This is a genomic window from Paenibacillus profundus (assembly GCF_021369635.1).
GTDB lineage: Bacteria > Bacillota > Bacilli > Paenibacillales > Paenibacillaceae > Paenibacillus_B > Paenibacillus_B profundus.
In genome coordinates, this window is record NZ_JAJNBZ010000008.1 from 55,936 (window position 1) to 69,899 (window position 13,964).

Genomic DNA, 13,964 nt, shown 5'->3' on the forward strand with positions numbered 1-13,964 from the left:
GAACATTACTCCCTCATTGTCGGAAAGGGGCGAAAGATACAAAGATGAGAGCCGAATGGATTCATCCTTTTTTGCAATCGGCGTGCACGGTCATTGAACAAATCGTGCAGGTCCGTCCGGAACGGGGAGAGCTTGAGATGTTATCTTGGAGCGGAGCTCATGATTTCCGCATCCAGGTTGGTCTGACGGGACAATTATCGGGTCATGTGGCATTTGGACTAAATGAAGATGTGGCGATCAAGATGGCTTCGGCGATGATGGGAGGCTTCCCGCTGGAAGCACTTGACACTATCGGGGAAAGCGCGATTTCGGAGTTAGGGAATATGATAAGCGGCAACGCTACGACGTTAATGTATAACCAAGGATTGCGTGTCGATATTACACCGCCTCAATTGCTGGTCTCCTCTGATCACTCGGGGCCGATTAATCAGGCGATGGCCGTACCGCTCATTATGGGAGGCATCGGGCGGTTTGATGTGCTCATGCATTTCGGCTATAGTGATAAGGTTAGTATCGTATCCTAACGCATGATGCAGAGGCTGCAGCGATTCGGAAGCGGAAATGTGGCGGGCTGCAGCCCGGGGCAGGATTAAAGGAGTATGAAGAATGGATTTGAAGGGTAAAATCGTGCTGATTACGGGCGCGTCGAGCGGTATCGGCGCATTGACCGCACGTGCCGTGGCTGCAAAAGGGGCAATCCCGGTGTTCACCGGACGTTCCCTGCAGAAGCTGGAGGCTTCCGTCTTAGGCATTGCATCAGAGCATGCCGTCTATACGATGGACGTCACGAACGATGACGATGTTGAACGTGTCGTAGCCAATGTGCTGGAGCGGTACGGCCATATCGATATTTTGCTTAACAATGCGGGCTTCGGACAATTCGAACGTGCGGTAGACATGACTGTGGCGCAGTTTGCCGCCATGATGGACGTCAACTACATGGGTATCGTGCGCTGCACGAAGGCGGTGCTCCCGCATATGCTGGCACGTCGTGACGGGCATATCGTGAACGTGGCCTCAATGGCAGGCAAGATCGGATCCCCTAAATCTACCGGGTACAGTGCAACGAAGCACGCCGTGCTTGGCTTTACGAATGCGCTGCGCATGGAATTGTCAGGGACCGGAGTTGCGGTGTCTGTCGTCAACCCAGGCCCTATCGACACACCCTTCTTCGAGCTGGCTGATCCGTCAGGTCATTATGTGAATAATGTCCGCTGGTTCATGATGCCGCCGGAGAAGGTCGTTCGCCATCTGGTGCGCATCATGGAGACGCGCAGACAGGAAGTAGACCTGCCGTGGCTGGGAGCCATTGGGACGCGCCTTTACTCACTTTTTCCCCGTTTGTCCAATCGTGTAGCAGCCAAATTCCTGAATAAGAAATAAATGAACTACAGTTGGCTCTGAATCGAATAATCAGCTTGATAGGCCATAGAAAGGTCCGCTCATGCTATGTTGCGTATGGAAGCGACAGAGAATGAGCGGACTTTTTTGCTTGCTTTAGCATGGAGACGAGGTTATGTTTCGGTACCGCTTTGACGGTGGGCTTCGTTCATTTGTTTCATTTCTTCGAATAATGAGCGAACAGCGGCTTTGCCCTCTGGATGCGAATCATTCCAGTGGCGGGTCAGGTTCGGCATCGTCTTGTGCATATGATTGTACAGCGCCCATAACTTGACTTTCTCTACGGTGGCTTCATCAGAATGCCCGGTGAGAAGCTCCGCATATTTTACAATGAGCGCATCGAACGAAGCTGTCCAACTATGATTAGAATCGTTCATACAGCGACCTCCTCTACAGTTCGAGATAGATGTATGATTAGGCTAACATAACTTTGTCGGGAAAGAAAGTTGGAGGAGTTGACTCTTTTCGATATAATGAAGGCACACGTGGAAATACTTCCATAGAGAGGAACGATGCATGTTGAGTACAACCTTTGCTTCATTACAAATCAATGAGGAGCTGCTGGGACGGTTGCAGGCGAAGGAAATCGTCACCCCGACCCCGATCCAAGTCGAAGCGATTCCAGCTGCTCTCGCAGGGCGGGACGTGTTGGCCGGGTCACAGACGGGAACGGGAAAGACACTTGCCTATTTGCTTCCGCTCCTTATGAATATAGATAAGGATCAGCGGACAACGCAAGCCGTCGTCGTCGCTCCTACGCAAGAGCTTGCCATGCAAATTGTGCGGGAAGCGGAATACTATTGTGAGGGCAGCGGCATTCAAACGACTGCGCTTATCGGCGGTGCCGCCTTGAAACGGCAAGTGGAGAAATTAAAGGAGCGGCCTCAGCTCGTAGTCGGAACACCGGGACGGATACACGAGCTTATTGAAGTGCGCAAGCTGAAAATGCATGAGGTCCGCACGATCGTCGTGGATGAAGTTGATCATGTCCTACAAAAGGGCGGGGCTCGCGATACGGAGGCGATTATGCAAAGCGCTTTGCGTGACCGTCAGCTGCTGTTCTTCTCCGCTACGCTGCCGACGGAAGTAAAGACGCTGGCCGAACGGTGGATGCGCGAGCCGCAGCATATCGGCATCGAGCCCGAGAAGCGGATAGCCGATACGATTCAGCATCTCGTGTTCGTAAGCGAGGAGCGCGACAAGATCGATACATTGCGCCGCCTCGTGCGCCATTGGAATCCGAAGCAGGCGATCATCTTTGTGAACGACATGAGCCAGATCGGCGAATGGGAAGCGAAGCTCGCTCACGTCGGACTGTCGGTCGCTTCCTTATATGGAGATGCGCCGAAGCAGGAGCGAGTCAATGTCATCCGCCGCTTCCGGGAGGGGCAATTCCAACTGCTGCTGGCTACTGACATTGCTGCACGCGGCCTAGATATACCGGAGCTGCCATACGTGTTCAGCGTGCAGCCTGCGTTTGATGCCGAGCACTACGTGCACAGGGCAGGCCGCACGGGACGTATGGGACGGCGCGGGACATCGGTAAACATCATTACATCGCGGGAGCGCTTCATCATGCGCAAATTCGAGCGCGAGCTTGGCATCGTCATTCAAGAGCGCGCCTACTATGACGGACGCATCTATGATCCGAACGATAAACGCGTGGCGAAGCCGACACGTTCCCGCCCGCGTGTCTCTGCCAATGAAAGTGATCCGCGCCCGAAAGGGGAGCGTCATCACGATCGGAAGAACAAAGGCGCTCCAAAATGGTTGAAGGAGAAGCGTCAACCGAAAAAATAACAGAAATAATAGGGATGGTCGGAGAAAGAGCTGCTGCACAAGAGAGTGCGGCGGCTTTTTTTGTAGAATTACGTCGAATAAGCTTAAGTTTTATCATAATAAGTTTAAGTTTTTATCACACTTGTTGAATACTGGTAACGGCGCCGATATACTTATGGGTGGAAGATGGAGAAAGGGTGATGAAATTTTGTCTGGAAAATGGAAAATCGCAATACTGATGTTAACCGTGATCGCTCTCATTAGCGGCTGCTTTGGGGAAAAGCCGGTATTGGAGGAACTAGGGGAAGACGGTAAGGGGAAACTTAAAGTACTGTTCCACGACGAAAACAGCTTCTATCGGGAATATGGAAATTATTTCAATGTGAAGTTTCCAGAAATCGAATTCGAAGTGATCAGCATGAATGAGATTTATGCGAACCAGGAAGGTCCGGTCGATTATAAGGCGGAGATGAAGAAGTACCTCGACAAGCATAAGCCTGACGTTATGTTTCTCGATCAGGAGGCCTATTCCGAATATGCGCAGGAAGGCAAGCTATACAATCTGGATGCGGTAATTGCGCAGGAAAAGTTCGATTTGGAGGGTTATATGCCCGGCCTCATTGATATGATTCGCGAGAAAGGGAACGGATCTATGTACGGATTGACTCCGTATTTCTATACGAATGTCATGTATTTCAATGCCGATCTGTTCAAGGAGCATGGCATCCAAGAGCCGAGCAACAAGATGACTTGGCAAGAAGTCATTGATTTGTCAAGCCGCTTCGCCAATATCGGAACGGGAGAGGACCAAATATACGGAATGTATGAGGAATATGGCCAAGCGGATCAACTGCTGAGCAAAATCGCAGCGACTTCTTCGCTGCAGCTGTTCGATGCGAAGGGGGAGAAGCTGCTCATCAATTCCGACGGCTGGAAGAACGCCATTAAGACCACGGCGGATGCAATACGAAGCAAGGCCATCTATGTTAACCCGCCGAGCAACGACGAGAACGGACCTGTCTATATGCGGAACGACGATAATAAATTTCTGGCAGGCAAGGCCGCAATGATTCTAGACGGACCATGGTATATGAACCAACTGAAAAACCGGAAGATGTACAATAAGAATGCCAAGGATTTCGATTGGGGCATTGTAACGGTTCCGATCGATCCGGCTTCGCCGGATACTTCCGCGACTGTCTATTTGAACGAACTTTACGCGATTTCCGCCGACTCCGCCAATAAGCGGGCGGCATGGGAATTCATTAAATTCGTCAATGGCCCGGAAGTGGCGAAGGCCGCTTCGCGGGCGATGGACGGCCGGATTCCGACGCGCAATCAATTCTTCAAGGAAGTGGACGGCAAGAGTATGGAAGCCTTCTATATGCTGAAGCCTAAAGATAGCAACACGTCCTGGGGCAATGAAAATGTGCCGATGGAGTTCTACCAGCCATTCCGCAAACTGGAGACGGAGGCGCTGCAAACGGTTATTGACAACAAGAAGACGGTCGATGAGGCGGTAGCCGAGCTGCAGCAAAAAGGGGAGGCCGCGTTGATTAAAGCGCGGGAAGAAGAGAAAGCACGCAAGGCGGCGGAGCAAGCCAAATCCGGCTCATCAAGCGATAAAGCGTCCGGTGAGGCGACCGAAGGGGAAAGCGATACGAAATAAACGATAGGAAATTAACCGGTCCGCAACCGGATGATTCGAGCCAGAGAGGGTATGAAGCCCGCCGCAGCATGAACGCTGCTGGCGGGCTTTGTCGCTTGTTACGAAGGAAGCCGTCGGCTGCTTCGTCACATGATACCGAGTAATTAGTGGCGGACGTTATGATGCCGCACATGCTACCCATAGGAGACACGCAGGTGATGGCCGTCGATCGGTGGCATTCGCTTCCTTCTTCGCTGTCCGGTATAATAATCCTTGAGGTGAAACAAATGGAACCTTTATTGCAAATTGATCGCCTGACTGGCGGATATAGCATCGGCAGACCGGTGCTGCACGATATAACTTTTAATGTAAACGCAGGTGAAATGGTCGGACTTATCGGATTGAATGGTGCAGGGAAGAGCACGACGATGAAGCATATTCTCGGTTTGCTGGAGCCGCATTCGGGCAAGGTGCGTCTGCAGGGGCGTGCGCTCTCTGAAGCTCCGGAAGCTTACCGGGCTGCACTTGCTTACGTGCCGGAATCTCCGATATTGTATGATGCGCTAACTGTGCGCGAGCATCTCGTCTGGACAGCAACTGCTTATGGCGTAGAGCAGACATTATTCGAGAAGCGGGTGGCGGAGCTGGCCGATCTATTCCAGATGAAGCCGCATCTGGACAAGGCGGCGCAGCACTTGTCGAAGGGGATGAAGCAGAAGACGATGCTAATGTGCGTGTTTGCCGTTCGTCCGCCACTATATATCATTGACGAACCGTTTCTCGGACTGGATCCGTTAGGCATCCGCTCGCTCTTGCAATATATGAAGGGCGTAAAGGAAGAAGGCGCTTCGCTATTGGTAAGCTCTCATATTTTATCAACCATCGAGCATTATTGTGATCAATTCGTGCTTCTTCATCATGGGCGAGTCATGGGAGCGGGAACCGTTCATGAGCTTCAGAATCAATTGGCTCACCGTTCAGGGGAGGCGGCCACACAACGATTGGAAGACCTCTTCTACGCTTGGGTCGGGGGAGACGATGCATCGGGCGGTGGACTAACATGGAACGAGTAGAGAGCGAAATGCGCCCAACTAAGCTGCCGGTTATGGAGGCAGAAGCCTTATGGCAGCTGCGGGTACGACGATTTTGGGGAAAAGTGTTGCCTTACTTGCGTTACGTCATTCAGAGCGGGCTGGGACTGGTCATTGTCTTTGGATTCGTGTCAGGAGTGGCGTTGTATGCCTCGTTTCTGGATCGGATTCCGCCTTCTTTCCCTGTGCGGGAATTGGCGTTGGTGCTCTTGGCGCCTGCAGCCGCATATACGACGTACCGCACCTTCCTGGAGCCAGCGGATCTAGTGTTCCTGCTGCGCATGGAGCATCAGCTGGGAGTTTATATGAAGCGGAGCGTACGCTACAGCCTCTGGCCGCGTATGCTGCTCTTGATTGCGAGCTGGTGTGTGCTGTGGCCGTTGTATAACCGTGCAGACGCGGAGCCAAAGGGTTTTCTCCTCTCGTTGGCGGTGCTGCTGCTCTTTAAAGCGGTTGCCGCTTTCGGCGCTTGGAAAGAACGTCATATCGTTGATCCGAAGTGGCGTCTTAGCAGTCGGCTGTTTCGCTATATATGGGCTTGGGGTGCGGTGGCATGCTGGTTATGGCTCAGCATCCCATTGGCCGCTCTGTCCTCCGGGATCGCTGGAATTGTCTATATTGCGTGGCTGCTTACGCGGCGCACACTGCATTTCCCGTGGGAGGCGCACATTGCAGCAGAGAAGGTCCACGAGGGACGCGTCTATTTGTTCTTAAGCGGCTTCGTCGATATGCCGGCTGCGGAAGAACGCCGCTATGCAAGACCGTGGCTCAAGCGGTATGGAGACCGCTTTGCGTTCACACCGCAGGCAGCCTACCGATATCTGCTGGCCAAAACATTCGCCAGAAGCGAGCTGCTGGGTATTATGCTTCGATTGAACGGATTGGGACTGCTGCTGTTAATCTGGACAAGAGACTCTGAATGGAGCGCGCTCTTATATGGTTTATTCGTATTTGTTATCGGCGCACAGCTTAAGACTCTGTTCACGTATCACCGTCATGATGTATGGCGCACGATATATCCGATACCGTTGAATGCACGCCATAAAGCGGCGCTCGATATGAGCACCCGCATTCACTTGGCATCGGCCGTGGTGTTAACATTACCGTTATGGTTCGGAACGACGTCGTGGAGCTTTAAGCTGACAGTGTTGGCTGGCGGCGCGGTCATTGCGCTCCTATCTCGCATGAAGCGAGCCCGCGCACGTACAGAGGATGAGGAGTAATGCTGGCTTCAAGCTGACCTGTGAGTAAGGGGAAATCGTTGCTTGCTTCACCGAACGAGGACAAGAGCTTGTGGCGGCTGCATTACATATGGATAAACGGCAAATGAGTTTTTTGATGAAACCGCTTCTTTCGACAATCACGTGATGTGATTGCCGGAAGGCGGTTTTTTTTGATCACGCTGAGAAAGGAACAAGGTTGAAAATTACGCAGACATACGAAATCGATTTACTTTGCTCATGTATCTAGTGCACTCTATTCTGACCGGAGAAGGTATGTCCTTACGCATCTCTTTTGCCCACTCTCCCCATCATTCAGGTTGCATTACTTTGCCCCTGCACACGGATCGTAATCAAGTGTGGAAAGTACTCAAGTATAGAAGTGAACAAGTTGTCCAGGCGGGCTATCCTTCCGTCACGGTTCCGGCTGGTTATGAACATAATGGCAGACCTTATAATGTTACGTTTCTGGGGAAGCCGTATACGGAGCCAGCCAGTGCTGATGCAGTATGCGTATGAATTCGAACAGGCGATGCGAAAGCGGGCCGCCTTGAATAGAGAAGTTCGGGACATAAAAAAGAATTTACAAGTTATGGGGCATAAGATACCATTTAGGTATTAATGGTTGTGGGAGGATATACCATTTATGCAGATCCAGACGGATGAAGAGAAGGAGCAGCGAACAGGACGGAACCGGCGTCATTTTTATTTGCGAATGAGTATTTTTTTCTTTGTTACATTTCTCGTCTTTACCGTATTGATTGTGCGAATCGCCCTGCTGCAATTTGTTCAAGGACCCGAATTAAGAAGCCAAATGCTAAAAATCGGCACGAAGAGCATTGAAATGTCTCCGATACGGGGCAGCATTTTTGAGGCTGCCGGCAATAAACTGGCATATTCGGTACCGACCCATTCACTATATTTTAAAATGGAGAAAAATTATAAGCCAGAGGAAGCGCTGCTCATTGCGGATCAGATCGTATCGGTGTTTGAGCGGTACGGCGATCCGAATATACCGATGACGAAGCAGATGGTGTACGATCAGATGGACATCGGTTCCCGGGTCAATTACGGCTATGTCCCGCGCAGAATCAAAATCGATTTAACTAAGAAAGAAATCGCTTACTTTTTGGAGAATAGGGATACGTACCCGTATATCGATATAATCGAAGAAGGCATCCGGCAGTATGATGAGGACAAGGTCGCTCCGCAAATCGTTGGATATTTGCGCAGATACAATACGGCGAAACAGCATGTGAGCGCCTATAAGCGCATTGATAACGAGAAGCGGGATCCCGAACGCGAATATTTGGAGAACGAGTTCGTCGGCTTCGACGGCATTGAACTAATGTATCAGGAAGAGCTGCGGGGATCAAACGGGATCAAAACGTATCCCGTCAATTCAAACAATAGGATTATCGGGCCAATGGAGCTGACCAAGCCGGAAAAAGGATTGGACGTTCATCTCACGCTGCATAAGGATGTGCAATTAAAGACGCAAGCAGCTATCGAGAAACATCTTGTCAAGCTGCGCAGCTCCAACATTAAGGCGGAACGGGCGCCGAATGCCATTACGGGCTATGCGGTCGCCATGGAGGTGAAGACGGGCAACATTATCGCAATGGCGAATGTGCCTGACTATAATACGAACATTTGGCGCACTGGGAGGATCAGTGAAGAGGCTTTAAAGCACATTGGCTCGAATCAATATAACGGCACTGTGCGTGAGGTATTCCAAGATTACGGAAGCAAAAAAGAAAACAACCTTCATCCGTCATCACTCGTCTATCTCGGGTCTACGATGAAGCCGTTGACGGTGCTCATTGGACTGCAAGAAGGCTTGATTCATCCGTCAACGACGTATCGCGACATTGGGTATGCTGAGTTCGGGCGCAAAGGGAAAGAGGCCAGAGTACATAACGCTTCAAGGTATGCCCTCGGCATGATGGACCCCGCGCGGTCTCTTTCATCATCGTCGAATGCCTTTATGGTCGACAAGATTGGAAATCCGCTCTATTTGAAATACGGAAAAGAAAAAGGACTTGAAATATGGGATAGCTATATGAAGGCATTCGGGCTCGGCATCCATACGGGAAGCGGCTTTCCAGCGGAGTCAGAGGGCATTCTCGATTATATGCAGGAGAATCAGACGGGGCAGGCTTCGCTTGCCTACGCATCGTTCGGACAACAAGGAAAATATACGACGCTGCAGTTGGCACAGTATACGGCGACGCTGGCTAATCACGGGAAACGGCTGAAGCCGCAGTTCGTATCGAAAATTACTGATGCAAACGGGAATACAGTAAAGCAGATGAAGCCAGAAGTTCTCAGTGAAATGAAGTTCAAGCAACAATATTGGGACACGGTGGAAAAAGGAATGCTCGGTGTCGGGGTACAGGGCTTCGACGGCTTTCCGTACAAATTCGTGCGCAAGACGGGTACGTCGGAACAGTCGATTGCAGGCCGGAAGGAGATGGTGGAGAATGCGGTCTTCATCGCGTATGCTCCTGCCGACGATCCGGTGCTGGCTGTCGCCGTCGTCGTGCCTGAAGGTGGGTATGGCGCCTGGGGAGCGGCTCCGATAGCAAGGCGCATGTTCGATGCGTATGATGAACATGTCGGCTTGACGGGCAAGCCGAGGACGTAGACGGGCTACATAACAGGGAGAGGGGGGCTAACTCAGTCTCCCTCTCCTTATGTCAATAACGCGCATCATTGCCCTGCACGTACTTTGTACCACACTATACCGATCTGCACCTCATTCTACTGCGCTATATTGCGTTGGACTTGAGGATATCTGCCGCATAACTGCCCGGAGGCTGCTCTGAGTGAAATGGCGCGACGTCACAAGGCAGTAGGCGGTGAAGCGTACGGACAAATCGCACGGTGCCGGTCTTGGAGCGAAGGACAAGGGAATGCGTTTCCGCGTAATGATCCTGCGTCATGCGTACGCCTTGCAGTACATCGCCCGGAGTAATTCCTGTTGCGGCAAACAGCACATCGCCGTACCCGGATAAGTCTTCCGTCATCAGGAGCCGATCTAGCTGACGGATGCCCATTTGCAAGCAGCGTTCCACTTCTTCTTCATTCGAAGGCAGCAGACGCGCTTGCAACTCGCCGCCAAGACAGCGCAACGCTGCTGCAGCCAGCACGCCTTCTGGAGCGCCTCCTGATCCGACATAGAGATCAACACCCGATTCTGAAAAGGCGGTGGCCATTGCTCCGGCGACATCGCCTGCATTAAGCAGCTTCAAGCGCACGCCCGTTGCCCGGAGACATTCAATCTGCTTCGCATGCCGTTCACGATCGAGAATAGAGACCGTCATTTCCGACAGGTCACGCTTGAGTACAGCCGCAGCTTTCTTCACCGTTACATCGAGTGGATCATCCAGGTGAAGGCAGCCGCGCAGCTGTGGTCCGCAGGCGAGCTTCTGCATATACATGTCAGGTGCATGGAGGAGCTGGCCGGAGTCCGCAACGGCAAGGACGGACAGGGCGCCATTCAATCCTTTCGCGACTAATTCGGTTCCTTCCACCGGATCGACGGCCACATCCGCATGAGAGCCAGCCCCGGAACCAACTGGTTCACCTATATAAAGCATCGGCGCTTCATCCATTTCCCCTTCACCGATGACGACTTGTCCCCGTATCGGAACACTTTCGAACATGTGCCGCATAATGCTGGTCGCAGCACCGTCCGCTTCCTCTGTATTTCCCCGGCCAACCCACCGCGAAGCGGCTAGTGCGGCTGCTTCAGTAACACGGATGCACTCTAAGCTCAATTGTCTGTCCATGCTGATCTCCCCCCATGTTTTAAATATGACGTACTAAATGAATTATATATTGCGTCTTATTAGATAATATGATATAAAATATGGAAAAGCAATTGGTTAATTCACACATGCTGAAAAATTGTTGCATGAATACGATACTTTAAGGCGTCATATTTATAGGGTATCTCACTAATGAATTCGCTCACATGAAAGAAATATGACAGCATATTTTAATAGTGCGAGTTCAAAAAGGTCACTTTTCAGCCGAGAAGTACAAGAGGATACCCATCACAAACTTAAGGAGAGGTGGATGTCCGATGGAACATGGGCAGCGTCAATTATTGGGCATTATCTTGTGTAAACGTTGCAAGCGAATTATTGCAGAGCAGGATACAGAAAGAGTCATGATGTACTACATGGAATGCGGCTCGCATGACTGTCAAGAGCAGCTTTGCGCGGAGAGAGAGGTACAGCACCTTGAAATCTAATATGAATCACGCGGAGCGGTGGTTCGCCCCCTCGGAAGCTGCAAACTCCGTTCAGGCCACGCTTGAAGAGAATACTTTTAAGCTGATTTCAATGCGACAGCGAGCGGTGCACAATGTCGGCTATGTATGGGAGGAGACCCGTGATTTGCAAGAGCGGCAAGGCGTGCAGACGGTTGCCCGATGTGCGCATCTGCTCGAAATGCAGGCTGCCATTGCGATTGGCTGCTCCACCTTATTCGTTATACCGGGACAACAGCCATTCATGAATGCCGAGAGACAGCGTCTTGTGCGTGAGGTGTTGGTCTCTGGAACCGTGTCAGAGCGTTGTGCCGCGCTTCACAAATTAGTGCCATTCATGACAGCAGAGTATGAACAGCTTCTGATGACGGCCGGTGAACATTCAGGCATACACATGTATGTTATGCTTGCTGATGCGCCACTGATAGAAATGCTTCCGGCTCTATCTGACCTGGAACAGCGTATGGAGGTGCTGCAGCGATTAGCTGCTGAGACCGATGATTCCTACGAACAGCAGCGCTTGCACCAGCAGTGGCTGAAGCTAAAGCAATGCAAGCAATGGCTTCATAATGTTTTTCCTGAACCAATGAACATTTCCGGAGTCGTTCCGGAATGGATAGATATGCAAGCGGAGGCATTATTCCGTGCAGAGAAGCGCGCACATGACCGCGGTCGGGACGTGCGCATTTCCGTTCTGCTGCCTTTTGCTGGCGGTGAATGGAAGCAGCATGCACAGCTCGTGCGTACTGCTGCTGAACAAATCCGGTGCCACGATGTGAAGCGGGACTTACCGCTTGTCGGGGTATGGCTGCATTCCGGTATTTCTCAAGATGAGAACAGCGGATTGTTGCGGGATATGACTGAGGCGGATGTCGTATGGGTATGCTCCGAACAAGTCAATTATGGGTGATAGATAACAATGCGCGTGTGAGAAATGCTCTTCGTGTGAGGGGGAGTGTTTCTTGCTGCGTGTTAAACTATTGTACGAAGCGAGGGGATTGAAGTAAGATAGAACTAATCGAGACCGTATGCAGCAAATGACGAAATTTGAAGGAGGTTTGCGCCATACAACTCACACCGCGTCAATCTGAAATAGTGCAACTGGTCAAACGCCTCGCGCCGATTACCGGTGACCTAATCGCCGAGCAGCTTGGCGTAAGCCGACCGACCATTCGTTCCGATTTATCCGTACTCGTTATGTTAGGTTATTTGGATGCCAAGCCTAAAGTCGGTTATTTCCCGGGAAACATCTCGCAGAGTGCCGCGCCGCAGCCGATCGATATCCGCGTGCAGGACGTGCAGTCCATGCCTGTCATTGTAAGAGAGACATCTTCGGTACATGATGCAGTCGTCGCTTTGTTTTTGGAAAATGTGGGCAGCCTTATCGTTGCAGACGAAGAAGGGATGCTGCTCGGTGTCGTATCACGAAAAGATCTGCTGAAGGTAACACTTGGAAATACGATGGCAGGGACGATGCCGGTTAGCTTTGTCATGACCCGTACACCGCTAATTACGGCGCAACCGCAAGATTCGATCCTTGATGCCGCTAAAAAAATGGACGAGCATGATATTGATACACTGCCCGTTGTCGTTCCTCAGCAAGGAGACGCCGTGACGGAGAAGTGGGAAGTCGTGGGACGCGTAACGAAGACGACGATATTGAAAGTGTTCCTTCGCCATATGAAGGGATGGTAAAGGAAGGGGAACCTTTAAATGGATGGACTCAGCCAGCAATCTCCATATGTCATTACCGTATGTTCCGATTCGGTAGGGGAAACTGCGGAAATTGTCGTACGGGCGACCGTACGACAATTTCAAGGTCATGAGGTAAAGATCAAGCGGGTCAGTCATATAAAGCATGAGGATGAAATTCGGACTGTGATGGAGCAGGTGAGCAGTGAGGGCGGCTTTGTCGTATATACGCTCGTGCAGCCAGAATTGCGCGAGATGATGAAGGAAGAAGCCATCCGGCTAGGTGTGCGCGCCGTCGATATTATGGGTCCGATGATGCAAGCGTTTATCGACACGTTCAACGATGCGCCCCGCAGACAGCCGGGCTTGCTGCATCAGATGGACGACGATTATTTCCGGAGAATGGAAGCGATTGAATTCACCGTCAAATGCGATGACGGGCGAGACACGACGGCCATTTTGGAAGCTGACATCGTGCTTGTCGGCGTATCCCGTACTTCGAAGACCCCTTTAAGCATGTTTCTTAGTCACAAGGGATATAAAGTAGCGAATGTACCGCTCGTTCCCGAAGTGAAACCGCCTCAGGAAATGTACCAAATCTCCGGCGATCGCATCTTCATGCTGACGATGAGCGCCGAGCAGTTGCTGCGTATCAGGGAAGAACGGCTCAAGTCATTGGGACTTCCGAACGGATCCAGTTACGTGTCCTCGGAGCGGATTCAAGAAGAACTACATTATGGAAGCGTGCTAGCGGATGCATGGAAGTGCCATGTGCTGGATGTATCGGATAAGGCTATTGAAGAAACAGCCAATATTATAGTCCGCTTGTTGCTGTCGTAAACGAAAGGCTGACG

The 13,964-nt window shown here is 51.3% G+C and carries 13 protein-coding genes; 11 read left to right on the top strand and 2 right to left on the bottom strand.

Annotation, left to right across the window (positions count from 1 at the left end):
• The first annotated feature begins 44 nt into the window (after positions 1 to 44).
• Together LQV63_RS12400 and LQV63_RS12405 are read left to right on the top strand one after the other, a co-directional pair.
• Positions 45 to 524 carry a chemotaxis protein CheX gene (locus LQV63_RS12400; RefSeq protein WP_019423682.1) on the top strand — a complete coding sequence of 160 codons (480 nt, stop codon included), beginning with the start codon at positions 45 to 47 and terminating at the stop codon, positions 522 to 524.
• Between the two features lie 82 nt (positions 525 to 606).
• Complete coding sequence (locus LQV63_RS12405; protein ID WP_233696948.1) at positions 607 to 1,383, top strand: SDR family NAD(P)-dependent oxidoreductase; 777 nt, start codon at positions 607 to 609, stop codon at positions 1,381 to 1,383.
• 131 nt (positions 1,384 to 1,514) lie between these two features.
• Here LQV63_RS12405 and LQV63_RS12410 read toward each other — a convergent pair whose 3' ends face one another.
• On the bottom strand, positions 1,515 to 1,778 hold the full coding sequence (locus LQV63_RS12410) for a DUF2573 family protein (RefSeq protein ID WP_019423680.1): 264 nt from the start codon (positions 1,776 to 1,778) through the stop codon (positions 1,515 to 1,517).
• Between the two features lie 139 nt (positions 1,779 to 1,917).
• Between LQV63_RS12410 and LQV63_RS12415 the strand changes: the two genes are divergently transcribed.
• From LQV63_RS12415 to LQV63_RS12435, 5 genes are all read left to right on the top strand, one after another.
• Positions 1,918 to 3,201 (top strand): DEAD/DEAH box helicase, encoded by a 1,284-nt coding sequence (locus LQV63_RS12415; protein ID WP_019423679.1) that lies wholly within the window; start codon positions 1,918 to 1,920, stop codon positions 3,199 to 3,201.
• A gap of 187 nt (positions 3,202 to 3,388) precedes the next feature.
• The gene (locus LQV63_RS12420) at positions 3,389 to 4,849 is read left to right on the top strand and encodes an ABC transporter substrate-binding protein (protein ID WP_233696949.1); all 1,461 of its coding nucleotides are present in this window, start codon (positions 3,389 to 3,391) and stop codon (positions 4,847 to 4,849) included.
• A 266-nt stretch (positions 4,850 to 5,115) separates the two neighbouring features.
• Complete coding sequence (locus LQV63_RS12425) at positions 5,116 to 5,901, top strand: ABC transporter ATP-binding protein (RefSeq protein ID WP_233697038.1); 786 nt, start codon at positions 5,116 to 5,118, stop codon at positions 5,899 to 5,901.
• Positions 5,889 to 7,142 (top strand): ABC transporter permease, encoded by a 1,254-nt coding sequence (locus LQV63_RS12430; protein ID WP_233696950.1) that lies wholly within the window; start codon positions 5,889 to 5,891, stop codon positions 7,140 to 7,142. Before LQV63_RS12425 ends, LQV63_RS12430 begins: the two co-directional genes overlap by 13 nt.
• A 643-nt stretch (positions 7,143 to 7,785) precedes the next feature.
• Positions 7,786 to 9,786: a peptidoglycan D,D-transpeptidase FtsI family protein gene (locus tag LQV63_RS12435; protein WP_233696951.1), complete on the top strand. Its 2,001-nt coding sequence runs from the start codon at positions 7,786 to 7,788 to the stop codon at positions 9,784 to 9,786.
• A gap of 124 nt (positions 9,787 to 9,910) precedes the next feature.
• On the opposite strand, the gene glpX is transcribed toward LQV63_RS12435, so the two are convergent.
• Positions 9,911 to 10,933: a class II fructose-bisphosphatase gene (gene glpX, locus LQV63_RS12440; protein WP_233696952.1), complete on the bottom strand. Its 1,023-nt coding sequence runs from the start codon at positions 10,931 to 10,933 to the stop codon at positions 9,911 to 9,913.
• A gap of 296 nt (positions 10,934 to 11,229) precedes the next feature.
• Here glpX and LQV63_RS12445 point away from each other — a divergent pair, with 296 nt between their 5' ends.
• From LQV63_RS12445 to LQV63_RS12460, 4 genes are all read left to right on the top strand, one after another.
• Entirely contained in the window at positions 11,230 to 11,400 is a 171-nt protein-coding gene (locus LQV63_RS12445; protein WP_233696953.1) for a GapA-binding peptide SR1P, read from the top strand.
• Positions 11,390 to 12,328: a hypothetical protein gene (locus LQV63_RS12450; RefSeq protein WP_019419267.1), complete on the top strand. Its 939-nt coding sequence runs from the start codon at positions 11,390 to 11,392 to the stop codon at positions 12,326 to 12,328. Before LQV63_RS12445 ends, LQV63_RS12450 begins: the two co-directional genes overlap by 11 nt.
• Positions 12,329 to 12,465: 137 nt before the next feature.
• Positions 12,466 to 13,113, top strand: coding sequence for a helix-turn-helix transcriptional regulator (locus LQV63_RS12455; protein ID WP_019419266.1), 648 nt, complete (start codon positions 12,466 to 12,468; stop codon positions 13,111 to 13,113).
• 18 nt (positions 13,114 to 13,131) lie between these two features.
• Positions 13,132 to 13,950: a pyruvate, water dikinase regulatory protein gene (locus tag LQV63_RS12460; protein ID WP_233696954.1), complete on the top strand. Its 819-nt coding sequence runs from the start codon at positions 13,132 to 13,134 to the stop codon at positions 13,948 to 13,950.
• The last annotated feature ends 14 nt before the right edge of the window (positions 13,951 to 13,964 follow it).